Source organism: Lysinibacillus sp. 38-6 (assembly GCF_046245175.1).
Lineage (GTDB): Bacteria > Bacillota > Bacilli > Bacillales_A > Planococcaceae > Lysinibacillus.
This window is the reverse complement of sequence record NZ_CP176417.1, coordinates 1073630-1099549: the sequence shown is the minus strand read 5'-3', so window position 1 is coordinate 1099549 and position 25920 is coordinate 1073630. Positions and strand designations below refer to the sequence as shown.

Here is a 25920-nt window from a genome sequence, read left to right as displayed (position 1 = left end):
GAACTTAAAAGGTTCAAATTTCAAGGTTTGGGAGGACTATAATATGTCATCTGAAATGGGAGAAATACCTCGTACTGGTCAAGACATTAACGACGAAATTGTCCATTTTGGTGGGCAAGCTGAGAGTGTTTTTAGTTCACTAGCGGAACAAGCTCGGCTTTCAATACAAAAGAAAGCAGACGACCTAGCTACACAGTATCTTGATCATAATACTAATCCCGACTATTATGAATGTGTTGAAGGTGTATCAGAAGGAGTTTTGACGGCAGCGAACGAAATAAAGGCTAGCAGTGGTTCTTGGGGAGAATCGGTAGATGCAGCACTTGAAGCTGGTGTTGGAACGACAGTAGCTAAAATAGCGTGTAAAAGAATAGCGATGTCAGAACATTAATTTTAAAAAAAGCGTAGGCGTAACAGCTTATGCTTTTTATTTTTATGGTAGAGTCATTTTTATTCGTGTCTGTAGTAATAGGTTCATCATATAGTAAAATTAAATATCATATATTATACATTGTGGTGTGAAAATGGTATTTTATAAATAGTTAGACTTTTCGCTCAATTAAAAAGTAAGGAGTGTTGATGATGATTTCTTTTTCTAAACCAGATGTAGAACAGTTTTTACGAACATTTTCGATTGGTAATTTTGCGGTTAGTCCAGATGAAACACAACTAGTTTTCAGTACAAACTTAAGTGGAAAGTATAATTTATGGGCTATGAATTTACCAAATACATTCCCGAAGCCACTTACTTTTATTGACCAGAGCTGTCAAGGCCTTGTCTATGATAAACAAGGACGGTTCATCATTGCCGGCTTTGACCAAAACGGTAACGAAAATACACAATTTTATGGGATTCCACTGCAAGGTGGAACGATGAAAAAAATAATTTATGAAGAAGGCACGCGCAATTCTATGCCGATTTTATCTGAAGATGGCAGCAAGCTTTATTATACATCTTCGAAAGGGAATCCAACGTTTTTAAATGCATATGTCTATGACTTGGTGACAGGTGAGGAAGAAACAGTACTTGAGGGGAAAGATGCACCCACTTTTTTACTCGATTTTAGCCCGAATGAAGAAGTAGCTCTCTACTATAAACATTTTTCTAATACGTACACATTACTTTACGCTAAACGTGGTGAGGAACATATTCTCCTGACACCACCAACAGATCAGCAACATACAGTCAGTGACGCCGTGTTTGTATCGGATGAACTTATCTATTTATTAACGGATTATGAGGCTGATTTTTCGTACTTGGCTTCCTATAATTTAGCAACAAATGAGTTTGTAAAATTGCAAGGAGTGGAGAATGAGAGCTTTACTTCGTTGAAATTTAACAAAGAAAAGCAGTGTCTGTATGTAATTAGTGAAAAAGGTGTAGAAGATCATTTATATAAGCAAGATTTATTATCAAATAAGTGGGAGAAACTCGATTCACCGTGCAGTATTATCGAAAAATTGATTGTCACAAAATCTGGTAATTTATATTTATTAGGAAGAAGTGCTACGAAGCCGCATAATATTTATCAATTGAAGGAAAATGAATGGACATCTTTAACGGGATACACCGTTCCTGGTGTCGATCAAAGCGAATTAGTTGAGCCAGAAGTGATTACTTATTCTTCCTATGACGGACTTGAAATAGAATCTTTATTTTTCAAAGCGAAAAAGGAAAATGATAATGGGGAAATCATTTTTTGGCCACATGGTGGTCCGCAAGCTGCAGAACGGAAATTTTTTAGAGCTTCCTTCCAATTCTTTTTAAATAATGGCTATAGCATCTTTGCGCCGAATTTCCGTGGTTCAACAGGTTATGGCTTGGCTTTCACAAAAATGGTTGAAGGAGATTGGGGTGACGGGCCAAGACTTGATAATGTAGCTGGTCTCGATTGGCTTATAGATAATAATTACGCGGAAAAAGGGAATATTTTATTAATGGGTGGAAGCTATGGGGGATACATGGCCTTATTGCTTCACGGCAGACACGCTGATTATTTCAAAGCTGTAGTAGATATATTCGGTCCATCTGATTTATTCTCCTTTATCAACTCGGTTCCTGAAGACTGGAAGCCAATTATGGACAGGTGGGTTGGAAACCCTGAAAGAGATAAGCAAAAACTCATTGAATACTCACCAATTACGTATCTAGAAGGCATGGTAAAACCAATGCTAGTTATCCAGGGAGCAAATGACCCGCGGGTTGTCAAAGAGGAGTCTGATCAAATCGTCCAAGCTTTAAAAGATAAAGGTCGGGAAGTCGAGTACATGCTTCTGGAAGACGAAGGACATGGGTTCTCTAAAAAAGAAAATGAAATTGCTGTTTATCAAAAAATCCTGTCATTTTTGAATCAGTTTGTTGATTCTAAAGTGAAAGTATAATGATACCAACTGGCATGAAAACAAAGAGAGTTAAATAAAAAAGACTAGGTTCTACCATTGTAGAACCTAGTCTTTTATTAAATTATAGTTGATAATGCTAAATGCCCTATAGTCCAAATTATTTTCACATTTTACTACATCATTTTACAGATATGTACGAGGAATCGAGCAGTAGTCGTTAGATTTTCCTTTATTGTTACTTAATATTTGAGCTAATAATAATCAGTGTAATACCCGTAAATAGGCAAATAATCCGTGCCACAGGAATTTTATCGGCTAGTCCAAACAGTGCAATAGCAGTCGTTACAATCAATACTGTTGGTCCAACCAAAGCAAGCATGGTATTAATATAAAACGCTTTTTCTAAACTATTCAACTTAAGCATCAACAATCCTGCACTGACTTCAATACTTCCTGACAATACGCGTAAAATAACCATAGCAAGAAGAGATTTTTCAATAATTTTCATCATCCTATCTAATTTTGCTTAAATTATAAATCCATCATCCTAATATTTACACATTTCTAATTAAACTACTAAAAACAATCTATGTATGGTAGGTATCAATTATGCTTTATAGTGTTTTTGAATATATCCATGAGTGAGAACCTAATATGACCTAATAGGACAGTATGAAATTAGAAAAATTTGTACACAATGCAAATGCTGCAAATGTCAAATAATCGAATGATTATACGATAATTAATTTTGTGTTCCCTTATAGTATATGGAAGGCAGATAAGCCAATTTTTGTTTATTTGTAAATGGTTATGAAAGTTGAAAATTAGTAAAGAGAGAATAAGCCAGTATAATATTGCGCTGTGTGAGAGCAATCGAGATGGACAACGGTACGTGAGATCGCATGTCGATGCGTTTTACAGCGCTATGATTGTTAAAGTCAGATTTAATTATGATGATACATATTGAGAATATGACAGCAAAAGTAGTGAGAAAATTTAGGGATGAGCTATTAGACAGAAAGAATCACCATCATAGTTTGATATTTGGGAAGGAAGAAGGAAATATTTTTTATGGTGTGCCTTACCTTACAGATGCTTGGTTGAACAAGGTGAAATTTAATTAATGCAATAGATGCTCCATACCCTCGTAACCATAGCAAACGTTTAATCTTCCTACAATTGAATCATAATTTGCCTTAATTAAATCCTGAATGTTTATTATGCTAGAACCTTTTAGCATATAAGATTTAAAGGTCCTTTTTAAATCTTTAGCGACAATAATTTTCAGTCATTTTTAAAGGGGGTTCCAGTGGAATTTATATCGTTTAAGCAATCAGTAATACTTTACTTAGATATCAGCTTACAAGTAAGTGCATATTTTCTTATAATTAACTTTTTGTGTTCTAATCTGTCAAAGGCACAATATTTAACTGATAATCAATCTTAATATCCATCTTCTTGAATATTTCAATCCATTCTTTTTCATCCATTGGTTTTGAAAAAGGTTTTAATGTATGAATACCTAGCTGTAATGGATCTACCTTCAATTCTTGCATCTTTTTGATTAGCTCTTGTGTTTGTTTTTCAAGTTTGAATTGGATTTCTTTTTTCAAATCTTCTAATTCCTTTGGTTCAAAAATTTGCTTTTCTCCCCGGTATTCTTCAATTCTCGAGTCTAAATTCACTGTATAGGTCATTGTAGACAAGCTATTATTGATCTCTACTTTCGTATTAGACCTAACATGACCTAGAACAACTTCTAAATCTGGGATTGGCAGAACTGATAAGTAGTAATCATCTTTTAACAGTTGGAAGATCCGATCATCAAAAGTTGTTATTATTTCAACTAGTTTATCATTTTGAAACAGGGCTGTACCTTCATAACTGATAGCGTCATTTTCTATTTTAAATACAGGTAAGAAAGGATCTGAATAAGGCGTATATAATAAATTTTTAAATTCATGTAAATTAACAACGCTAATTTCGCCCTGATTCTTTTCCTCATAATGCTTCAGCATTCGGTAAAAAGAGTAATCAAGATTGTCTTGTTTATCCAATTGATTTTCCAAGTAACCTTCAAAATTTCCTTTTACGACAACTAAATAAATTCTTAAAGAAATATCCGGATCATTTAATAACACATTAATAATGGACATAATTCCTTCTTTACCAATGTCTTCATTAATAATCAGCATTCTCATTTGCCCAGATTTCATTTCCTGGTAAAAGTTTGAGTTAAAGACCATTAATCCTTCTTTTATTAAGCTTACTTCTCGCGTCATCACACTCTTTTTTTCTTTGCTTAGAGGAGGCAATATCGTACTGATTTTTATTTTACCTTCTTCCCCTTTACGAAGTGATAAAAATGTGACTGGAGCAAGCTCTTCAATAATGTTATTTTCAGTAAATGGGGCACATCCAGTTAACCATACTGCAATAAATAAAATTGAAAATTTTTTAGCCATCTTCTTTCGTAGTATCATGTTTATGAACCCCCTTTATCTTCATAGCTACGATAATAATAATTGGAACCGCAAAATAACTTAAGCTTCCTGCAATAATTTGAAGATTAAGTAAAACAACTTGTTTTTCATCTGACTTCCAAATCCATTCATTCACAAGTAACATTCCAATAAAAATTATAAATACACTGAAAATAAAGCCTATACGACTGGAAGGTTTATACACTTTCTCGTTAACTATTTTAGATGCTCCATAAAATAACAGAAGAAAAATTGATCCCGCAAAGACGATGTTAAATAATTCTAAGGCAAGCATGACCATATCAATACGTTCAATTATTGGATTTTGAAAGTAACGGGCCATAGTGACAATTGGAAATGGGGTTTTGCTTAAATAATTGGAACCGAAATAGAATAAGGATGCCATATAAAAGGTTACATACTCTATAACGGTTAGCGCATTTCCATAAGACAAATAACGAAATGTCCTATTATTTGCTTTAAACCATGGTCCTAAAAAAACCAGAAATTCAGGCCCTGAAAAAGAAGATAATATTAATAATATTCCTTTCCAGGAATCCCTTGTTAATTCCATTGGAATAATAGGGTACAAATCACTGAGATGAGCTATTGGAGGAAAAAAGAAAAATACAAAGAATAAGAACATCCAAAATGTACAAAAAAAAGAAATTATGACAAAACGTATCGTTTTTCCAACACCCTTCCAAGCTACATACAAACAAGTCAACAGTATAAATAAGATAAGCCAATTTGAATCTGTAGCTGGAAACATAAATATTTGTACTATTTCGGTGAAGCCTAACATAATGACGAAAAGTTTAAGCAGGATAAAGAACAGACCGACCAAAGAGAGAAGACGCACAAGTTTTTTTCCGAATAATTGGACAAATCCATTATAACCGTCGCTAGAGAACCGAGTTAAAAACCATTTGGATAAAAGAAGAATGTTTAGTTGGGACAATAAGCCGACCAATATAATAACCCAAATCATATATGGATGAATTAAAAAACTTGGCATAATCAAAAAAAAGTAAAGTAATTGGAGGCGATTAACCATCAACATGATATAGAATCCGTTATAGGTTTCATTCTTATTAAATAATTGAAGGGCTTCCATCAGTTCATCTCCTCGTTTGATATCTTTCCTTCTTCAGTGGTTTAAGATGTTCCGGTCGCTCCTTCATTTTAACTAAAGGCCCTCTAATGAATAAGTCAAGCCAATCTTTTCCGTAGAAAGGAGCTACAGGAGATAGATATGGCTGCCTTAGTGAAGATAATCCATTAAGGTGAGCTAAAATGATAATCATTGCAAGAACAATCCCTATTATCCCTAGAAATGAAGAACACACAAGAAGAATGAATTGAATTAATGAATTCGCCTTTGTCACAAGGTAATTAGGAACAAGAAAGGATGCGATAGTTGAAATCCCTACCATGACAATTAATACTTTACTAGCCAAACCAGCCTCAACTGCTGCTTGACCAATTACAATACCCCCAATAACACCAAGTGTTTGACCAGTCTTTGTTGGCATCCTTAAACTTGCTTCTTTTATAATTTCAATAAAAATCAACATAATAAATGCTTCCCAAAAAGGAGTGAAAGGAAGCTTGCTCCTTGATTCCACCAAGACGAAAAGCGTTTGTAAAGGAATCATTTGATAATGATGAGTTGTTAGTGCCACGTAGAAGGGAATTAATGTGATAGAGAGAATAAAACTTACATATCTTATGATGCGCAAAAAACTCGCAACGACCCATCGATTAATATAATCCTCTGGTGATTGGAACAAATGAAACATAGTAATAGGGGCAACTAGCGCAAAAGGTGTATTGTCTACCAGGATCGTAATTTTTCCTATTCCCAGAGAATAAGCAACAACATCAGGTCGGTCAGTCTGCTGAAACTGAGGAAAAATACTGTTTGGATTTTCCTCAATAAATGCAGCTACTTGAGATGATTCAAAGAAGAGATCATAATCTATTTCCAAAATTTTCTTTTTAGCAATTGAAACAAATTCTGGATTGGTCAGTCCCTCTATGTACAATAAGACAACATTTGTCTCACTTAAAGAACCAACGGTGAACTTCTCTGTTTTTAGTTCATGTGTTGGAAGACGTTTCCGAATAAGCGTAATATTTTGTTCAAGCTGTTCACTGAAGCTGTCTTTTGCTCCTAATAGGATGGTTTCAGTATCCGATGGTTCAATTGCACGTCCAAGCGGATTTTTCAATGGGATAGAAAACCAAAGATTTGACGAAGATTCAAATAACACAACAGATCCTGTAAACAGCTGCGTTTTTGCTTCATTTAAAGTAGAAATAGCGTTTATTGTTGAATGAACATAACATTCTTGAATGGACTGTTTGGAACAATTAGATAAAGGTTTTACAATGCTTTCATTTAATCTCTCTTGGTCAATTAAGGTTCTTATGTAGATAAGAACAACTTGTTGATTTTCAGAAATGTTAAGCTCGACAAATTCCGCATCATCCATTTGAACGAGGGCTTTTTTTAGAGACTCTATTGATATTTTTAATTCCACGTTGGATTGAGAAACAGGCTTATTTTCATTTGATTGTATTTTCCGAAACATATACATCCCTCATCTCTATAAAAAAATGCATCTTTGAAAGAACTGTAAAATTCCATATTAATTCGATTTTTAGCACCTTACGTGTTAAGTATTTATACACCTAAGACATTAAAGGTGATCCATACAACAAGGCTTACGTTCCATCCTTTCTTTTAACAATCGGGAAGTACAGGAGCATTAATGAGCTTTTAAATAATTTCACTCGAATATAACTAGCTAATACAGAGTCGCTGGCGTCAAATTGTAACGCTTCTATTTGCCACTATTACAACGATTTGAATGATTCAACATTTAGCTTTACCAGATACGGATGGATTTACACACCAGCAAGCTCCTTTATTAAATATCTACGCTTTTTTCCGCTATTATTTTTGCTGACTAATGGCAGTATGAGTATTGCTAGTGATAAAGAATCAGGCTGGCTTAGCCGCTTACGAAAATACTTAAAGATGAGTCAATAGTTTTTAACCATCGAAGTATATTGTAATATGTGTAGTCTTAGCAGGAGTTATCCTGTGTTTTTTATTATCGAATAAGGGCAATGTAAATAATTTTTCTTTGAAAAAGACCTTGGATAAAAAGGCTTTTTTTAAGGGGATACCATCGTATTAATCAAAAATTGCACAATATTTTGGCATAGAGTAACATAAGTTTTTAACTTTTATTAAATTAAACAACACACTTTAGGTAATCGTTAAAAAAACATTTTATGTAAATATTAATTGAGAAGAATTAATATTACTAAATGAAATTTTTTATCACCAAAAATAATCGTTTGGGAACATTCAAAAAGCCACGAAACGCCTATATATCAGCGTTTCGTGGCTTTCATTTTAAAATCGTTTGTGAGCTCGTTATTCAACTGAAGTTTTATCAGCATTTTCTTTCAAAAATTCTCTAAAATTATCTCCCCAATCACAAATGGAAGTTACAACGGGTTCTAAGCGTAAACCGATTTCACTTAGTTGATACTCTACTCTAGAAGGCAGTCTCCTTAAGGTTAAGTGAAATACTGCGATGAGTAGAGCTGCTGTGGCATTTAAACCAGGTGAGCCACTAGAAATTGTAGAAATAGATGTTGAAGAACCAAGGCAAAAGAGGTATTAGTAAAAATTCTATATACTTCTGTCTGCCATACAGATGCTTTTACCTTATCAGGTGATGATCCAGAAGGCGTATTTCCTGCTGTACTAGGTCATGAAGGTGCTGGGATAGTCATTGCTGTAGGTGATGAAGTTACTTTAGTAAAACCGGGGGACCATGTTATTCCACTATACTCGGCTGAATGTGGAGAATGTAAATTCTGTCGTTCTGGTAAAACAAACTTATGTAGTGCAGTACGAGAAACTCAGGGTAAAGGTTTAATGCCTGACGGAACAACTCGTTTCTCCTATAATGGTAAACCTATTTATCACTAAATGGGAACAAGCACATTCAGTGAATATTCAGTCGTGCATGAAATCTCTTTAGCGAAAATTAACAAAGAAGCGCCTCTTGATAAAGTTGGTCTATTTGGATGCGGTGTTACTACAGGGATTGGCGCTGTACACAACACAGCATAAGTGCAAGAAGGCGCTGTGACAGCCATATTTGGTTTAGGAGCCATTGGATTAGCTGCTATTCAAGGTTTGGTTCAAGCAAAAGCAAGCCGAATTATTGCTATTGACTTAAATGAGGATAAATATAAATTAGCTAAAAAAATGCGGCCTGCTAACTTCGTATTTGGCTGGGGTTGAAAGAGGAGATAGGAATATTACCTTAGAAAAGATTACTGAAGGATTGAAAGAAGCACCAAGTAATATCTTTAAGTTTGATACTCTAAATATTGATAATAAGTATTTTGAAAAAAAGAGTTGATTATGATCTTACAGAATCTTCTACAAGACAGAAGTGAAGCCCAAGTTCGCTTGGTATTGAACATTGCTAATGAAATATTTAAAACATACAAAGAATAGGGTTATAAATGCTTTAAAGATTCTAGAAACATTAGTTGTACCCACTCAATCGAGTAGGTAATTTTTTGAAATTCTATACAATAAATTTCTATGTGAATTAAAATCAATTAAAGTATAACTTTTTGGTCGTTAAACTAACAAAAATACTTGCAACATCCGATTTAGCACTATATAGTACTAATTATGACAAAAGGAAAATTAATGAATCAAAAACGTGTGATTGAAGTAGCTGCAACATTATTTTTAGAAAAAGGGTTTGCTTATACAAGCATGGATGAATTAGTTCGTGTAAGCAAAGTTTCAAAGTCGAATGTGTATTATCACTTTGCTAATAAGGAAGAATTGTTGGATGGGGTCGTCGATTATTGGATTGCAATGTATCAAGCTGCAATTGATGACTTACTATCTCAAAACCAATTATTAGTTGAAGATCGTATCCAACTTTTTTTAAAGCAATTATCACAAGGAGTACAGACGAGAGAATATAAGGGGGGCTGTCCATTTATTACGCTTTATATTCAAAGCCCTACAAATGCCTCAAAAGTAAAAGAAAAAATAGGTCTTTTTTTCGTAGGATTACAATCAAAAGTTTCTCTATTACTTAAACAAGGGGTAGAGAATGGTGAATTTAAAAAGACAATTAATATTGACGAGGTTGCATCTCTTTTTATTACAAATCTTGAAGGAGCGCTATTTATTTCAGAAACACTGAAGGATGCAACTGTAATCATGAAAACAGCAGATCATTTGTTTAACTTGCTTCGATAAAAGAAGCATTTTTTTTACACTAAATTAGTACTAAACAGTACTAAAAAGGAGGATTTATATGAGAACAGTATTTTTAACTGGCGGAACAGGTTTTATTGGAAAGGAATTAGTGAAGGAATTAGCCAAAGAGCAGGTTACAATTCTTCTATTAGTGCGATCGAAAAGCAAAGCAACACGCATTTATCAAGAAAGAGGCATCTTAAATGAGACAGTTATGCACTTTATTGAAGGTGATTTGACGAAAATAGACTTAGGTCTAAGTGCTGAAGATAGGGAGTGGGTATTGAAAACGGATGTGATTATTCACGCAGGAGGCCCCATGGATATTCAAGCGACAAGCAAAGAGGCTGCTTCCGTATTTTTGAATGGTGCCAAACATATTAGTGAATTCGCTAAAAACATCCACCAATTGAAGGGATTGCAACAATTTATTCATGTTGTAGGCTATATGAGCCCCTTTGATGATAAAAATAGCAAAATTGCGATAGATGTGTTTAAAGAAGGAAACAATTTTTTGAAAATAAAAAATCCATATGAGAAAACAAAGTTTTTAGCAGATCTTTATATCCGTCAGCAGGCATCAACAATAGGTTATCCGCTTTCAGTAATTAATCCACCAACTGTAGTTGGTAGTAGTAAAACAGGGAGTACGGAGCAAACAGGAGGCTTAGGCTTGCTTGTGATGAGTATGCGAAAAGGGCTCATGCCAGTGATTCCTGGAGGTAAGAAATATAGATTACCACTTATTGCAAACGATGAGCTAGCAAAGTTTATTGTGCAGGTTTTCAGATTGGTGCAACCAACTAATCAAACATTTACACTTGTTGAAGATAAACAACACGATTATAATATTTCACAATTATTAGACGTTATGTCAGAAAGTATGAATATGACTGCACCTAAAATCTCTGCTCCATTGCCATTTATGAAAGCACTTATGAATAGTGGCGTAAGCAAAATAACCCAAATTCCTGCTGATGGGCTAAACTTTATTACAAACCGAACATTTTCAAATGGTTCAGTGAAAAAGATTATGGGAGAAGATTGGTTTAAGGAGACAAATGTAATGAAATTTTCCCCAGCGGTAATAGCTGATCTGGATTATCGCATGATGTATCAAAATGGCCAGCACAGTCATTTATTTAGTCGAACATTATGTAATAATACTACCATTTACCAATCACAAGGAGAGGGTAAACCGTTTATTTTATTACATGGTTTATTCAGTGATGGAGAGGATTTATTTCCTTTAGGGAAAGAGCTTCATGAAAAAACGGGTCGACCTGTATGGATCATGGACCTTCCAGGTTTGGGACGTTCTCCTTTTAAACGAGAGAAAAATCTCTTAAATATCTATTTAAATGTATTGAAACAGTTATTGGAGAAAGCTACTAAGGGTGCCCATCTAATTGGCCATTCATTTGGTGCGTATATTCTTTTGGAAGCATTAGTACAAAAGCACATAGACAAGAAGTATACAATTACTTTACTTCAGCCACCTGTTGCTAAAAAAAAGGCTAATTCGATAAATGTTCCTCAATTTATGAACAAATGGACATTGAAAGTGGCAACTACTAAATTGATAGAGCGTTATTTATTAAGTAATGGTTTATTTGAAAATACGGAGAGCATCCCTGAACATTACATTGAAAAAATTACTAGCAGTTTTACTTCTCCTAGAATTTTAAATACTACGGTACAGCTTAACAGTTTACTATTGAAAAACGTTCAAGGTGATTTCAATGAAGTAACAAAGTTTAATCTTCACATTATTTGGGGGGATTATGACAAAGTCTATTCTGCTCCTTTGCATCTTGGTAAGGTTGATTTTGTTCCATATGGACATCATTTTCCTCTTAACCATCCGAGTGAAACGGCTAATTTGGTAATAAAAAATACTAGTACTAGCAGATGAAAGTGTATATCCGTATGCATGCTGAGCTGGGAGAAAGATTTTGGAGAGATAAACAGAATAATCCTGAATCCCTATACCTTTATGGAATTTATGAAGATGGTCAGCTTGGATGTATTTAGAAGAAAACTCCTCCTTCGCCAGCTTATGGGGAGGTTCAACACTACCGTTGTTCCGAGGAAAAGGGTATTAGACAGCACTTTTAGCTACTCGTGCAAAAAAGGCATATGAAAATGGGCATCCTTTCCTTACTGTTGACGCCAGTTCAATGAGTAGGCCTATCTTAGAAAAGAGTGGTTTTCTATGTCTTGCATACTCTTATGGCTGCCAGTCACCCTCTACCAAGTAGAATCCGTTAAAGGGTGCGATTGTGGACTAAGCGTTTCTTTTCCTATTCAACTAACGGGGTGCGTTAGTTGAATAGGCGCTTTCCGAAATAATCAATTTTTTTTGGTCCTCTTTATCACACAAACTTAACAATTGAGCAAATGATTGGAAATAGAAATTACCAGTAAAGGGAGAATGGTTGGATATTTATGGTATTATATAGTGAGTGAAGAAACAGAATAAAATTTTCCAACGAGCTTCGCAAACAATTAAAATTACCAATAGGGGGTCCTGCCGACAAAATTTCCTACTTTTATAGAATAGGCTGAAACGGTACTTACTTAGGTTATAGTAACAGCTAGATTTGAATAGCTGAGAATTAAAAGGAGAGATTTCAATTTATGTTTAAAAATTTTTTTGGAAAGTGCATAGTAACTTTTATTGTTTTACTTTTACTTATCCCTGGTTTTACAAATCAAAAGGCTACAGCTAATTCACTACCTCAAAATGAAATGCGTGCAGCCTGGATTGCAACAGTTTCTAATATTGATATGAAGGCAGGTATGAGTATAACCCAATATACGCAATGGGTTCAAAGTACCTTAGACAAATTAAAAGCTGATAACTTTAATACAGTTATTTTTCAAGTTAGGCCATTAAATGATGCACTGTACCCGTCTAAGCTTGCTCCATGGTCATCGTATATAACAGGCAAGACACAAGGGACCAATCCGGGTTTTGATCCATTGCAAATAATGCTGGACGAAGCACATAAGCGAGGATTAGAACTTCATGCTTGGGTAAACCCATATAGGGTCACGATGCCATCGCAAACTTTGTCTAATCTTGCTGCCGATAATGTAGCCCGTAAAAATTCTAATTGGGTAGTGAAATACGGTAAACAATACTATTTAGATCCTGGTTTGCCAGAAGTTCAAAATTACTTATTATCAACCATAGAAGAATTAGTTAGCAACTATGATATCGACGCTGTACATATGGATGATTACTTCTATCCTTATAAAATAAAAGGAGAGACTTTTCAAGATCAACAAACTTTTAAAAAGTATGGTGGCTCATTCAATAATATTGAAGACTGGCGCAGAAATAATGTTAATCAATTAGTAAAAAAGATTTATGCAAGCATTAAGGCAATTAAACCACATGTTCAATACGGAATATCTCCGTTTGGAATTTGGCGAAACAAAAAGCAAGATTCTACTGGTAGTAACACGAATGGAATGAGTAACTACGATGATCTTTATGCTGATACAAGACAGTGGATTAAAGATGGTAGTATCGATTATATTGCGCCTCAAATCTATTGGTCTAGAAATCATAAAGCAGCAAATTACTCGGTTTTATTAGATTGGTGGGGAAGAGAAGTTCAAACGTACGCAAAAGTCCATCCTGTTAATCTATATATTGGCATGGCCAATCATAAAGTTGGAAATGATTCTGATACTGCGTGGAATAATAAGACGGAACTTATCAGCCAAGTAAACGCCAACAGAGCAAATAATAATGCTCAAGGACAAATGCATTTTTCTCTAAGAAGTATTAACAATAACGCTCTTGGACATGCTTCTTATCTAAATCAGCAACTATACAATTATAAAGCTTTAACACCTTCAATTTATTGGAAAGACTCTGCAATACCTTTACGTCCAACTGATGTTAAATTGAGTAAAGAGTCTTTCGGCATGAAGCTTACTATTACAGATGAAAATAGTACTCAACCAAGGAAATATGTAATATATCGATTTGATGGAACAAAAGAAGGATCATATGAAGACGTTAAAAATATAGTGGACGTGGTTTATAACACACAAGGTAATACGATTTATGTAGATACGAAGGCAAATAAGAATAAAATATACACATATGGTATAAAGTCTATATCTGCAACAGGTGTGGAAAGTAAAACTGCTTTTGTTCTAAAAGACGGAATTCCTTATCAGTAGCAATAGAGCCAACAGCTGATCCAAAACACAAAAATCCATCAAACCCAATAACACTAAACGTCCCAGGAACTTATAAGTATTCCTGGGACGTTTAGTAAACAGCTGAACATATTAAACTGAAAACTTTGTGTCCTTGTGGGGTGTTGACGTACAAAGCCCTCCCTCCGCGCTAAATAATTTTAGTTTACATAATATAAATTATAGGAAGTTATGTTTCATTAAAAAGTATACTTATGATAGTGAGACGAAACAAAGAAATAAACTCAGATAGTCATACGATTATCTGAGTTTATTGTTAGTATCATTCATTATTTTTTTGTTAAAGCTTTTATATCTGCTACGATTGTTTCTACTGGTACATTTGATGCGCCGTCATAATCTTTTACTACAACGCCATCAGCATTCACTAAATAAAAGCTTCCCATATGTACAACTTGATCGGAATTTGGATCGTTTTTCACTAATGAATTAAATGATTTTCTAGCAAATTGCTCAATATACTGCTGCTTATAACCTGTTAGTAACTGCCATTTGCTATCATCGACAACTGAATATGTTGTTAAATAATTTTTTAAGACATCTGGTGCATCTACTTCAGGATCTACACTAAATGCTACGATTTGATAATCATTAACACCTTCATCCTTTAATGACTTTTGTACATCAGCCATATTAAATGTCATCGGCGGACAAATCGAATTACAATTTGTAAAAATAAACATAGCTAACCAAGGCTTGCCCTTTAAGCTTTCTAAACTTACTTGTTCATTGTTTTGATTTGTAAATGAAAAATCTTCTACATCAATACTCATTTCAGGTTCAAATTTATAACTGCCGCATGCTGCCAAAATACTGCTTAATACTAGTAACCCAATTAGCATTATTTTATTCTTCCCAACCAAAATCTACACTTCCCTCCAATTATTCATCATTTTTAATTGTATAAATTATAGAAAGCAAATACAAGATAATGAGCTCGAATGATTTCCTCTTTTAGTTATCGGCCCTTCATTTGTATGTTTATGGAATTTAAAAATCCTTTTCACTCGAAATATTTCAAAAAATTTTTCGAGCATTTTCTTACTAAAAACGACTATTTCCCAAGTTGTTGTATAACAACTAAATCTAGTTATTTGCATACTGTTAGTAATTTATTGGAAAATAATAAAAGTGCTAATTTTCTCTTTCATACTCATTATTTCTCCTACATTCAATTTTATTAGCAATATACTATTATATAAATACTATTTCAAAAATAAAATGCGTTCTCTTTTAAACGAAAAATTTCTACTAAATCCTTATTATTTCTATGTTATTTTGACTAACTTAATTTTACTAAAAATTTAAAAAACTTAAATTTTAGTATTGCATTATAGGAACCGTCCTCATAAAATAGGTGAATATAGCGACTATTCAAAAAGAAATATGTCGCTTAAAACAGAAAAATATAACTTTAGGGGGAATAATAATGGCTAACGTTACTGAGGACAAAAACGTGCAATCAGTTGACTATAATGCAATTGAAGCTATGGAATCGTTCAACATTTTCGTAAAAAAGAAGAATACCTTCCTGTTCTCGATTACCGCAGTGTTTTTATGTCTTTATATCTTACTTCCAATCCTAGCTTTCCAACCTGTACTACAACAAAAAATTGTTGGTAGTATTACGGGCGTTTGGATTTATTCTGCTGGACTGTTTATCATGACCATTGTTCTTTGTACAGTATATGTAAAAAAAGCAGCTTCATTCGATAAAGCTGCAGCAGCAGTTCTTGCAGAATACCAAGCGAAAGGTGGAAAATAAATGAATTTAGTATCAATAGGTTTCTTCTTAGGAATCGTAGGTTTAACATTAGTCGTGACGTATATAGCAGCGAAACGGACATCTTCTGCAAGTGATTTCTATACTGCTGGCGGTGGTTTAAAAGGATGGCAAAATGGTTTTGCGATTGCTGGCGATTATCTATCGGCAGCGGCATTTTTAGGTGTTTCCGGCGCGATTGCTTTAACTGGTTTCGATGGTTTCTTCTTCTCTGTAGGCTATGTTGTTGCAAACTTAGTTTTACTATATGTTATTGCAGAACCTATGCGTAATCTCGGTCGCTATACGTTAGCTGATATGTTAACAGCTCGCTTTAATGAAAAGCGTATTCGTGGTGTAGCTGCAACGGGAACAATTATTATCGTTATTCTGTATATGATCGCCCAGTTAGTCGGTGCCGGAGCACTGATTAAATTATTATTTGGTATTGAGTACTGGGTTGCGGTGTTAATTGTAGGGGTCATGATGACTACATATGTATTGTTTGGTGGGATGACAGCCACTTCTTGGGTTCAAATTATTAAAGCTGGACTGTTATTATTTGGGACAGGCCTATTAGCTACACTTGTACTTATGAAATTTGATTTCTCCTTAGTAAAAATGTTTGATACAATTTCTGCCGATCATGGTGACAAATTTTTAGTACCAGGTATGAAGTACTCAAGCTCGATTGACTCGGTGTCGATGATGATGGCACTTGTCTTAGGTACATCAGGTTTACCCCATATTTTAATGCGCTTCTTTACAGTTAAAGATGCTAAAACAGCTCGTGCTTCTATTTCTTGGACTACTTGGATTACAGCTATTTTCTTTTCATTAACAATTTTTTTAGGTTTCGGTGCTATGCACTTTGTAGGTCTTGATAAAATCATCGCAGAAAGTAAAGCTGGTAATACTGCTGCCCCACTTTTAGCTGAATTCCTAGGTGGCGATGTATTAATGTCATTTATCTGCGCCGTTGCTTTTGCAACGATATTAGCGGTTGTTTCGGGCTTAGTATTAACTGGTGCTTCTGCTATTTCTCACGATATTTACGGTGAGATTATGAAAAACGGTAAATTAACGGAGAAACAGCAAGTTGTTGCAGCACGTACAGGCTCCATTTCAATTGCCATTATTTCTATTATTCTTGCGTTGTTTGCGCAAAGCTTAAATGTTTCATTCTTAGTATCGTTTGCATTCTGTATTGGTGCTTCAGCCAACCTACCAGTTATTTTATACACAATTTATTGGAAAAAGTTCAATTCAACTGGTGCAGTAACGGCGATGGTAACCGGTTTAGTCTCTTGCTTAATATTAGGCGCAATGGGGCCGAACGTTTGGAGTCCAATTGAAGGGGCTGCTATCTTTGTTGGTGAGCCATTAGTGCCATTGGCGGTTCCTGCCATTATTACAATCCCGTTAGGCTTTATTGCAGGTTACTTAGGTTCAGTTCTTTCTGCTAGCAAAGTGTCTCAAGCAGAAGCGGATCGTATTTATAAAGAGATTCGTGTTAAAGCCAATACAGGCGTATCGGTATCCGATATTTCTCATTAATAGATTTATATCGTAAAGACTTATCAATTATTAAGAAAAAGACTCGACTTCGGTCGGGTTTTTTCTATTTTTTACGTTTAAAATGCAAACATTTTACTTATTGAACAATACTATTTCATTTCCAAAAATAAGAAATTATCCATTTTCCACTAGATAAATGGTGTTTATTTTTTCTGGAAAAAACGTATTTTTTCTCGGTTATTACATCCCTATTTTTGTCAAGAAGCTAGTGATATCCTTGTTTTGTTGATTTATCTGAATATTCCAAAACCCTTTAATTTCTAGGCTTTGTCATGTATTTTCTGTTTAAAGACTATTTTTGCGGAAATTTTTTTTCCATAATTTTTCTGAAATGTATTGCAATTTTGTGAACTGTCTCATAAAATTAAGATGTGAATTCACTAAAGTAGCAAAATTCAGTATTTAAGCAGTAAAAATAAACACAAAATGGGGAATGTTTATGGCGAACAATCAAGCAAGCAAAAGCATTGTAATTGATTATGATGCAATTGCTAAACAAGAATCGTTCAAAGCACTTGTCAAAAGAAAGAATGCCTTTCTTTGGTCAATCACTGCATTTTTTTTAGCAGCTTACATGTTGCTTCCGATTCTTACATCTTACACAACAATCCTACACCAAAAAGCTTTTGGGGAAGTTACTTGGGTATGGATTTACGCAGCAGGATTATTCATTATGACTTGGTGCTTATGTCACCTGTATGTTGCCAAAGCTAATAGCTTTGACAAAGAAGCAAAAGCAATTATCGCTGAATATGAAAACGGAGGTGGCCGCCTATGAGCGCAATAGCAATATTCTTCTTCGTAGCAATTGTTGGTCTTACATTAGTTATTACGTGGTGGGCATCTAAACGTACTTCTTCTGCGACTGACTTTTACACTGCAGGTGGAGGTTTAACAGGCTGGCAAAATGGACTAGCTATTGCTGGTGACTACTTATCGGCTGCTTCTTTCCTAGGTATCGCTGGTGCAGTAGCATTATTCGGATTTGATGGATTCTTCTTCTCTATCGGATATTTAGTAGCATATTTAGTGGTTCTTTATATCGTAGCTGAGCCATTACGTAACCTTGGTAAATTCACATTAGCTGACATGATTACAGCACGTTTTAACAATTCTAAAGTTCGTGGTACAGCAGCTTTAAGTACGATTACAATTGTTTTATTCTACATGATTGCACAACTTGTTGGTGCAGGCGCACTTATTCAATTACTTCTAGGGATCGACTACTGGGTTGCAGTATTAATCGTTGGTGTTATGATGACAACTTACGTGTTATTCGGTGGTATGACTGCAACTTCTTGGGTTCAAATTATTAAAGCTTGTTTATTAATGTTAGGTACGGTTATTATTTCGTTCTTAGTATTAAAAGAGTTTGGCTTCAGTATTTCTACAATGTTCACGGAAATGTCGACTGCTACTGATAGCGGTGCAGCATACTTAAATCCAGGACTTAAGTACACTGATGGTCTTGATACAATTTCAGTGTTAATTGCACTTGTATTAGGTACTGCGGGTCTTCCACATATTTTAATGCGTTTCTTCACAGTAAAAGACGCTAAAACAGCCCGTTCTTCAGTAATCTGGGCTACTTGGATTGTAGGTATTTTCTATGTGTTAACAATTTTCCTAGGTTTCGGTGCAGCTGCATTCGTTGGGAAAGAAAACATTATTGCAGCTAACGCTGCTGGTAATATGGCTGCCCCACTTCTAGCGGAAGCACTTGGTGGCGACATTCTATTCTCATTCGTATGTGCGGTAGCATTCGCAACAATCTTAGCGGTAGTTGCAGGTCTTGTACTTTCTGGTGCATCTGCCCTATCACATGATATTTATGGTCAAATTATTAAAAAAGGTAAAGTGACAGAGAAAGAACAAGTTCTTGCAGCTCGTATCGGTTCAATCACGATTGCTGTTGTGTCTATCCTTCTTGCTCTTGGTGCACAAACATTAAACGTAGCATTCTTAGTATCACTAGCATTCTGTATTGCAGGATCTTCAAACTTACCAGTAATTATTTACACAATTTATTGGAAACGCTTTAATACAGCTGGTGCGGTAACGGCGATGTTAACAGGTTTAATTTCTGCTTTAATACTTGTTGCTGTTTCTCCAAACGTTTGGAATCCAGTTGAAGGAAAAGCAATCTTCGTTGGTACTCCGTTAATTATGTTAACGAATCCAGCAATAATCTCTGTCCCACTTGGTTTCTTAGGTGGATTCATCGGAACATTACTTTCTAAAGAATCTGATGAAGCGAAATATCGTGAAGTTGATGTAAAAGCAAACACTGGTATTTCTGTACAGGACGTATCTCACTAATAGGACGACAAAACCTCGTAGGCTAATAGCTTACGAGGTTTTACTTTTCTCACCTTTTTCGGTAATATATTGGTAATATGATATGGAGGGATGAAGATGGCATTATCGAAAGCTAAAAAGAAACGCATGCATTTAAAACGGACGCAAGGTAAGGATGTTGAGAAAAAACGTCAAACTGCCCCATTTAGTACGCATGAACGCGTAACAAAAACAAAGCGAGCAACATTAGAGCATAATAGAACAAAACATAGGAAACAGCCACATGGAGACGATTATACACTCTAACTGTGGCTGTTTTTGTCTTTATAAATCATAAAATCGTTCTGTGTTTCGCGTCACTATCTTTGCCGCTTCTTGTACTGTCATCTCTTTTAGCGACGATATGACATCGATCGTTTTCGCCATCATATACGGCGAAGTACGAGCCTTTTCAAATGGCCCTTCAAAAGGCCAAGGTCCATCCGTTTCAACCATCATTAGTTCCAATGGATATCTTTTTATTAGCGCTTGAATCTCCGCTTCATACACACAATCAGGCGTAATCGAAATAAAATAGCCATTATGTATCATGCGCACAATCGCCTCTTCACTTCCTTTAAACCAATGAAAATGCGCTCTTGTGACACCATGTCGTTCAAGCAAATCACAAGCGATAAGCGCGTCTTCATAGACAGCATGTAAAACAATCGGTTTATGAAGCTCTTTTGCTAACTGAATAAATTGATCTAACAGTTCAATATAAGGGCGCTCATCCAAATCTTGCGCTTGTTTTCGATAATAAGGTAAGCCAACCTCACCAATCGCAATCATTTCCTGTGCATGAAGCCGTATCCAATGAAATAACGCTTGTTTGTCCCGGTCACTAGGCAACGATTGCTCAGGATGAAAGCCAAACGTCGCTTTCACGTTCGGAAATGTTTGCGATAACGTCAACGTTTTCTTACACGATTGCAAATCCGTACTCACCGCAATGACAAGTTGCGCTTCTTTAAGAATGTTAGGTACTTCCTCTTCCCTATACTGATCTAAATGAATATGTGCATCAATCAACATAGCTATCGTCCTTTTCTTCTTTAAGATAATGGAACAGTTGTTTTTTTAATTGCGTAAATTGTGCGCTATGACGAATTTCCTCAGATCGAGGTCGGGAAAACGGCACAATGATTTCTTCTTTCATCGTAGCTGGACGTTTCGTTAAGACGATAATGCGGTCTGCTAGAAATAGCGCTTCTTCAATACTATGTGTTACAAACAGAATCGATTTTTTATGTTCTTCCCATATGGATAACAGCCATGCTTGCATTTCTAATCTAGTAAACTCATCCAGCGCTGAAAATGGTTCATCTAAGCATAAAATCGGCTTCTCACTAACGATGGCGCGCAGAAATGATACACGTTGCTGCATTCCCCCTGATAAAGCATGAGGATATGCATTCGCAAAAGAAGCAAGGCCTACCTTCTCTAACCAAGTTTTAGCTAGCTCTCTATTTGGTCGATGTTGCAATTCTTCCACAATCATGACATTTTCTAAAATGGTGCGCCATGGTAATAAGCAAGGTTGTTGTGGCATATAGCCAATAGTGCCTGATTTTTGCTGAATATCTTCTCCATTTAACAAAATAGCCCCAGAATCTACAGGCGTAATACCGCCAATTAATTGAAAAAGCGTGCTTTTCCCACTACCGGAGGGACCAATGATGGCGACAAATTCGCCTTCCTTTACCGTAAAAGATAAATTGTGAACAACTTCAAGTGAACCAAACGATTTAGATATGTCTTGAATGTTCAGCATGTGATCCTCGCCCCTTTACTATCAGCTTCTCTAATAAACGTATACCACTAAATAACACTAAACTTAACAAGACAATCGTAAAAATGGCCACGAATACACGGTCTGTGCGAAATGATGATTGGGCTAGGGTCATATAGACACCGATTCCCTTTTTAGCACCAAGCCATTCCGCGATAACGGCTCCCATCACACTATACGTCGCCGCAATTTTAATGCCAGAAAATATAGATGGGTACGCAAACGGCCATTCTAACTTCCAAAAGGTTTGTCGTTTCGACGCGCCTATCATCGCAAAATAATGCTTCAGCTCAGGTGACGTTTGGCGAAAGCCATCCATCGCTGCAATGACGATAGGGAAAAAGCACACGAGGCAAATAATAATCAGCTTTGGTAACAGCCCAAAGCCAAACCAAATAATTAATAATGGCGCTAAAACGAGCACAGGCACATTTTGCGACACAATTAAAATGGGATAAACAAATGCTCGCAACGTAGCTGAGCGATGTAACAACACCGCAACACTTAAGCCACACAGTATGCCAATCGTTAGTCCAAGTAACGCAAGCTGAATCGTGGCGATAGCATGCGGAAGAAACGTTTGATAAGCGTGGATACCTTCAACGACAATGGCACTTGGCGCAGGCAAAAGCCATTGCGGAATATCTGCCACACGGATGATAAGCTCCCATATGAATAACAGGAAGGCGATAAAAATCATCGACCTTCCTTTCAGAACGACTTGCTTCATCCGCGATATTTCTCCGTCAACGTGCCCATCGTAATGCCTGCTGGTTGATATAAAATTTTCACTTGTGTAATCACATTGATGGCACCTAAATCAATCATTTTTTTATTCATCTCTTCAATGATGTGCAACAAAGTAGACAATTCACCTTCCATTGTCGTTTCAAGAGGATGCACTTCATAATGGACCCCTGAAGCATCGATTACCGCTATTGCCGCATCCACAAATGGAATAACATCCTCATATTTTTCGGTTTTTGGTATAATTTGTACACTGATTAATGAATTTGCCATTTATTTTGCTCCTTTCGCTGGTAAAAAATCATTGGTAAACGCTTGCTCCGCATGGAATTCGCCTTCTAAGACGTTGTTCTTTGTCATCCAGTCCGCATAGTTTTCCCAAACGGATAATTTTTGTTCGCCCCATTGCGCTGCATCATCTTGGTATTTACTTGCTAACCATTCCTGACTTTTATGCACAAGTGCTTTATCTAAATCAGGTACCGCTTCCAGTAAGATATCAGCCGCTTCACTAGGATGCTCGATTGCATAGGCATAACCTTTCGCAGAAGCTGCAACAAATGCCTTGACGACTTCGGGATTATCTTTAATCATTTTTTCGTTTGTTGCAAGGACAGGTGTATAATAATCAAGTTGCTCACTATAGTCCGTTAAATACTGCATATTTAATGTTTCCCCACGAAGTTCTGCCTCAATCCCTGTCCAAGCATAATAAATCCAAGCAAAATCAATATCTTTTTGCATCATTGTGAAAAAGTCTAAATCCCCTGCATTCACAATATCTAATTGACTAACATCCGCATTTTCGGTTTGCATAAGGGATTGTAAAACAGCTTGCTCTAATGGAGCACCCCAGCCTCCGTATGTTTTCCCTTCATAGTCTTTTGGAGACGTAATGCCTTTTGAAGCAAGCGATGCAAAGCCAGACGTATTATGTTGAATAATGGCTGCAATCGATACAAGCGGCACATCTTGTACACGTGCTTGGGTAATACCTTCCTGATAGCTTACGCCAAATTGAGCTTTGCCTGACGCAATAAGCTGATCAGCACCCGCTTCCCCAGGTAAAATAATGTCTACGTCTAAGCCTTGCTCCTTAAAATAGCCGAGCTTTTGCGCAACGTACAGCCCTGTATGATTTGTATTAGGCGTCCAGTCTAGGACGACCGATACCTTTTTTACTGAATTCGTTTCCTCTTTGTCCGCTTTTTCGCTACAACCAACTAATGTTAATAGTGCAGCTACAACAACGAATAACCATTTTTTCATGCTGTCTCCTCCAAATATAGTAGTTTGAAAGTGTTCATGCTTGAATGACCAGTAGGAAACGTATTGTCAGCGCTTTTGCACACGTGTTTCGTCGCGTTATCGGTAGTTATGGGCAAATACCCATCTAAACAAAAAAACGCCTAGGAATTATCCCAGACGTTTGCAAACGGTATCAAAAAATAGTGTACGATTATTTTTGAGTAGATGTTCCCTACGCTGGTACGAGCCAAATCAGGTTCAAAGGGTCAGCATCTAAACGGATGCAATCTCAGCTGGCAACTTCCAGCCCCCCTACATTCTTAACTTATGAACTTTTCGAAGAATATTATACCCATATCTATCATAAAAAGACAAGCTAGTAATTTTCCTTAGCTTTCCTAAGCAATAAAAATAGGATTTAGTTATCACCTATACTCCATCTATTCCGCCTTTTTTCTTTTATTGACTATGAAAAACACAACTATGGCAATGACTACTGCCGAAGTTGCCCAAATATATAGTGGATTTCTATTAAATTGACTACTTAAATTAATTTCTTCAATAGGTGGCTGTCCTGCTCCAAGTATCTCTAAATCCTCCTGAGTAGTACTCAATACATCCGTACGATCACAAATGCCTGATGCAAGCGATGTTGCCCCGTACATATTGGAATCGTCAGCATAAACCAAATATTCTTGTCCTTTTATAAAAGGGTAGCCGCAATCCCCATCGCCTTGACCAGTGGTAAGGATGATTTGTGATTGTTCAACACCTTTCCAAGTATTCGTTACTTCAAAGAGAACGGCATTCGTTGTATATCCTGTTAAACTTCTTTTCTCTTTTATATCCATAACTTTCCCGCTAAATACGGCTTTTGAACGTTCGAATTCATCTTCTACACTTGGTAAATCGGCACATGAACAAGCACTTGTTATTGAAGGAAAAGATACTAGCATAAAAATGAAAACTAGAAATATCATTGCCTTTTTCACAAACATCATCTCAATTTCCCTATAATTATCTGGTGCTACTATTTTTAAACATAACACCCTAGAATCGACCTTACCTTAGTTATGAATGATATGAATAATTTTTTGGTGCGCATCTAAAGCTTCAGGAATGGGCATCACAACAAATACATGAAGCATTTTCGGGTAAACAAAGGTATTTATAGCCATTCCTTGTTCCGTCAGTTTTTCATCAAATAACATAGCATCGGGATATAGCGCTTCATGTGTACCAATAAAATGAGTAATCTTTGCAATTCCTTGAAAGTCACCGTAAATTGGACTCATTAATGGGTCCGATAAACTTTTATCCGCTGCCCATAGCTTTGTAATGACTTCCATTCCTTCACGCGCTAAGAGCGGATCCTTTTCATCATATTCAGGTAAAAGGGGATTGCTCAAACTCATATCTACACATGCAGATAATACAATAATATCTTTCGGTTGAGGCAGGTCTTCTAACTTTACAAGTTGGGCCAGTCCAAGCGCGATATTTCCGCCAGAAGAATCGCCCATAATGGTTACTTGATTGGCGCTTTCTACCGTTCCAAGCATTTCTTTATATAGGTTGAGGATTTTCGGATAAGTATCTTTATAGTTAAAATGGGGTACTTTTGGATAAATAGGCGCAATAATTTTCGCATCTAAAGATTGTGCCATGTTATTCATAAACATCCAGTGCAAATCCAAAGGTTGGCTCGTCCAAGCACCCCCATGTATATAGAGAATCACTTTTTGTTTCGAGGACATTTGATCATTTAACGTGAAGACCTGCATGCCCTCGAATGACCGCTCTTGGATATCACTTGATAATGCTACTTCCTCTTCTATTACATAAGGCTTAGTATTTTCAGTTCCGCGTTGCTGAAGAAAGCTTTTGGCGTTTTCAATACTAGAAAAACTCTTTTTATTACCTTGAGCAGAAATCCATTTTTCAAATTGGACACTTTCTTCAGAACGCTTGCCATGATAAATTGCGACACTCATTTTTCAATTCTCCCCTTTTAACTTTATTGTCCATCCTATTGCATAGTACGAAATGATATGACATAGCTCTATTA

The 25920-nt window shown here is 35.9% G+C and carries 23 protein-coding genes, 1 pseudogene and 1 riboswitch; of the genes and pseudogenes, 11 read left to right on the top strand and 13 right to left on the bottom strand.

Annotated features, from left to right (window positions below):
* Positions 1–43: 43 nt before the first annotated feature.
* The gene (locus ACKVEV_RS05685) at positions 44–391 is read left to right on the top strand and encodes a hypothetical protein (protein ID WP_409369439.1); all 348 of its coding nucleotides are present in this window, start codon (positions 44–46) and stop codon (positions 389–391) included.
* Positions 392–582: 191 nt separating this feature from the next.
* On the top strand, positions 583–2382 hold the full coding sequence (locus ACKVEV_RS05680) for a S9 family peptidase (RefSeq protein WP_409370508.1): 1800 nt from the start codon (positions 583–585) through the stop codon (positions 2380–2382).
* A 196-nt stretch (positions 2383–2578) separates the two neighbouring features.
* Here ACKVEV_RS05680 and ACKVEV_RS05675 read toward each other — a convergent pair whose 3' ends face one another.
* The 5 genes from ACKVEV_RS05675 to ACKVEV_RS05655 all read right to left on the bottom strand — a co-directional run bounded on the left by ACKVEV_RS05675 (position 2579) and on the right by ACKVEV_RS05655 (position 8379).
* A complete protein-coding gene (locus tag ACKVEV_RS05675; protein ID WP_409369438.1) occupies positions 2579–2854 on the bottom strand; it encodes a YqhV family protein in 276 nt (91 codons plus the stop codon).
* An 892-nt stretch (positions 2855–3746) separates the two neighbouring features.
* Positions 3747–4826, bottom strand: a complete 1080-nt coding sequence (locus ACKVEV_RS05670; RefSeq protein ID WP_409369437.1) for a Ger(x)C family spore germination protein — start codon at positions 4824–4826, stop codon at positions 3747–3749.
* Entirely contained in the window at positions 4801–5943 is a 1143-nt protein-coding gene (locus tag ACKVEV_RS05665; RefSeq protein WP_409369436.1) for a GerAB/ArcD/ProY family transporter, read from the bottom strand. The genes ACKVEV_RS05670 and ACKVEV_RS05665 overlap by 26 nt, the downstream gene beginning before the upstream one ends.
* A gap of 4 nt (positions 5944–5947) precedes the next feature.
* Complete coding sequence (locus ACKVEV_RS05660; protein ID WP_409369435.1) at positions 5948–7429, bottom strand: spore germination protein; 1482 nt, start codon at positions 7427–7429, stop codon at positions 5948–5950.
* A gap of 848 nt (positions 7430–8277) precedes the next feature.
* A complete protein-coding gene (locus ACKVEV_RS05655; RefSeq protein ID WP_409370507.1) occupies positions 8278–8379 on the bottom strand; it encodes a hypothetical protein in 102 nt (33 codons plus the stop codon).
* A 61-nt stretch (positions 8380–8440) separates the two neighbouring features.
* On the opposite strand from ACKVEV_RS05655, the pseudogene ACKVEV_RS05650 reads away from it, so the two are divergent.
* From ACKVEV_RS05650 to ACKVEV_RS05635, 4 genes and pseudogenes are all read left to right on the top strand, one after another.
* Positions 8441–9123 (top strand): annotated as a pseudogene (locus ACKVEV_RS05650) (alcohol dehydrogenase catalytic domain-containing protein); the annotation flags it as partial.
* Between the two features lie 456 nt (positions 9124–9579).
* Positions 9580–10146, top strand: coding sequence for a TetR/AcrR family transcriptional regulator (locus ACKVEV_RS05645; protein ID WP_409369434.1), 567 nt, complete (start codon positions 9580–9582; stop codon positions 10144–10146).
* Positions 10147–10204: 58 nt separating this feature from the next.
* Entirely contained in the window at positions 10205–12061 is a 1857-nt protein-coding gene (locus ACKVEV_RS05640) for an alpha/beta fold hydrolase (RefSeq protein WP_409369433.1), read from the top strand.
* A gap of 725 nt (positions 12062–12786) precedes the next feature.
* The gene (locus ACKVEV_RS05635) at positions 12787–14349 is read left to right on the top strand and encodes a glycoside hydrolase family 10 protein (protein WP_409369432.1); all 1563 of its coding nucleotides are present in this window, start codon (positions 12787–12789) and stop codon (positions 14347–14349) included.
* Positions 14350–14657: 308 nt separating this feature from the next.
* Here ACKVEV_RS05635 and ACKVEV_RS05630 read toward each other — a convergent pair whose 3' ends face one another.
* On the bottom strand, positions 14658–15230 hold the full coding sequence (locus ACKVEV_RS05630) for an SCO family protein (RefSeq protein ID WP_409369431.1): 573 nt from the start codon (positions 15228–15230) through the stop codon (positions 14658–14660).
* A 587-nt stretch (positions 15231–15817) separates the two neighbouring features.
* Here ACKVEV_RS05630 and ACKVEV_RS05625 point away from each other — a divergent pair.
* The 5 genes from ACKVEV_RS05625 (at position 15818) to ACKVEV_RS05605 (ending at position 20332) form a co-directional block, all read left to right on the top strand.
* Positions 15818–16153 carry a DUF485 domain-containing protein gene (locus ACKVEV_RS05625; protein ID WP_409369430.1) on the top strand — a complete coding sequence of 112 codons (336 nt, stop codon included), beginning with the start codon at positions 15818–15820 and terminating at the stop codon, positions 16151–16153.
* Entirely contained in the window at positions 16154–17707 is a 1554-nt protein-coding gene (locus ACKVEV_RS05620; protein WP_409369429.1) for a cation acetate symporter, read from the top strand. It begins immediately after the preceding gene.
* 460 nt (positions 17708–18167) lie between these two features.
* Positions 18168–18506: a DUF485 domain-containing protein gene (locus ACKVEV_RS05615; RefSeq protein ID WP_402922559.1), complete on the top strand. Its 339-nt coding sequence runs from the start codon at positions 18168–18170 to the stop codon at positions 18504–18506.
* Positions 18503–20047 (top strand): cation acetate symporter, encoded by a 1545-nt coding sequence (locus ACKVEV_RS05610; RefSeq protein WP_409369428.1) that lies wholly within the window; start codon positions 18503–18505, stop codon positions 20045–20047. The genes ACKVEV_RS05615 and ACKVEV_RS05610 overlap by 4 nt, the downstream gene beginning before the upstream one ends.
* 96 nt (positions 20048–20143) lie before the next feature.
* Complete coding sequence (locus ACKVEV_RS05605; RefSeq protein WP_409369427.1) at positions 20144–20332, top strand: hypothetical protein; 189 nt, start codon at positions 20144–20146, stop codon at positions 20330–20332.
* A gap of 18 nt (positions 20333–20350) precedes the next feature.
* Here the strand turns inward: ACKVEV_RS05605 and ACKVEV_RS05600 are convergent, their stop codons facing one another.
* The 7 genes from ACKVEV_RS05600 to ACKVEV_RS05570 form a co-directional block, all read right to left on the bottom strand.
* Positions 20351–21100, bottom strand: coding sequence for a TatD family hydrolase (locus ACKVEV_RS05600; RefSeq protein ID WP_409369426.1), 750 nt, complete (start codon positions 21098–21100; stop codon positions 20351–20353).
* Positions 21090–21839: an ABC transporter ATP-binding protein gene (locus ACKVEV_RS05595; RefSeq protein ID WP_409369425.1), complete on the bottom strand. Its 750-nt coding sequence runs from the start codon at positions 21837–21839 to the stop codon at positions 21090–21092. Before ACKVEV_RS05595 ends, ACKVEV_RS05600 begins: the two co-directional genes overlap by 11 nt.
* Positions 21814–22587: an ABC transporter permease gene (locus ACKVEV_RS05590; RefSeq protein WP_409369424.1), complete on the bottom strand. Its 774-nt coding sequence runs from the start codon at positions 22585–22587 to the stop codon at positions 21814–21816. Before ACKVEV_RS05590 ends, ACKVEV_RS05595 begins: the two co-directional genes overlap by 26 nt.
* A complete protein-coding gene (locus ACKVEV_RS05585) occupies positions 22584–22877 on the bottom strand; it encodes an MTH1187 family thiamine-binding protein (RefSeq protein ID WP_409369423.1) in 294 nt (97 codons plus the stop codon). Before ACKVEV_RS05585 ends, ACKVEV_RS05590 begins: the two co-directional genes overlap by 4 nt.
* Positions 22878–23873: an ABC transporter substrate-binding protein gene (locus ACKVEV_RS05580; protein ID WP_409369422.1), complete on the bottom strand. Its 996-nt coding sequence runs from the start codon at positions 23871–23873 to the stop codon at positions 22878–22880.
* 191 nt (positions 23874–24064) lie between these two features.
* A riboswitch (TPP riboswitch) is annotated at positions 24065–24176 on the bottom strand.
* A 116-nt stretch (positions 24177–24292) separates the two neighbouring features.
* Positions 24293–24901 carry a hypothetical protein gene (locus ACKVEV_RS05575; RefSeq protein ID WP_409369421.1) on the bottom strand — a complete coding sequence of 203 codons (609 nt, stop codon included), beginning with the start codon at positions 24899–24901 and terminating at the stop codon, positions 24293–24295.
* A gap of 18 nt (positions 24902–24919) precedes the next feature.
* Positions 24920–25846, bottom strand: a complete 927-nt coding sequence (locus tag ACKVEV_RS05570) for an alpha/beta hydrolase fold domain-containing protein (RefSeq protein ID WP_409369420.1) — start codon at positions 25844–25846, stop codon at positions 24920–24922.
* Between the last annotated feature and the right edge of the window lie 74 nt (positions 25847–25920).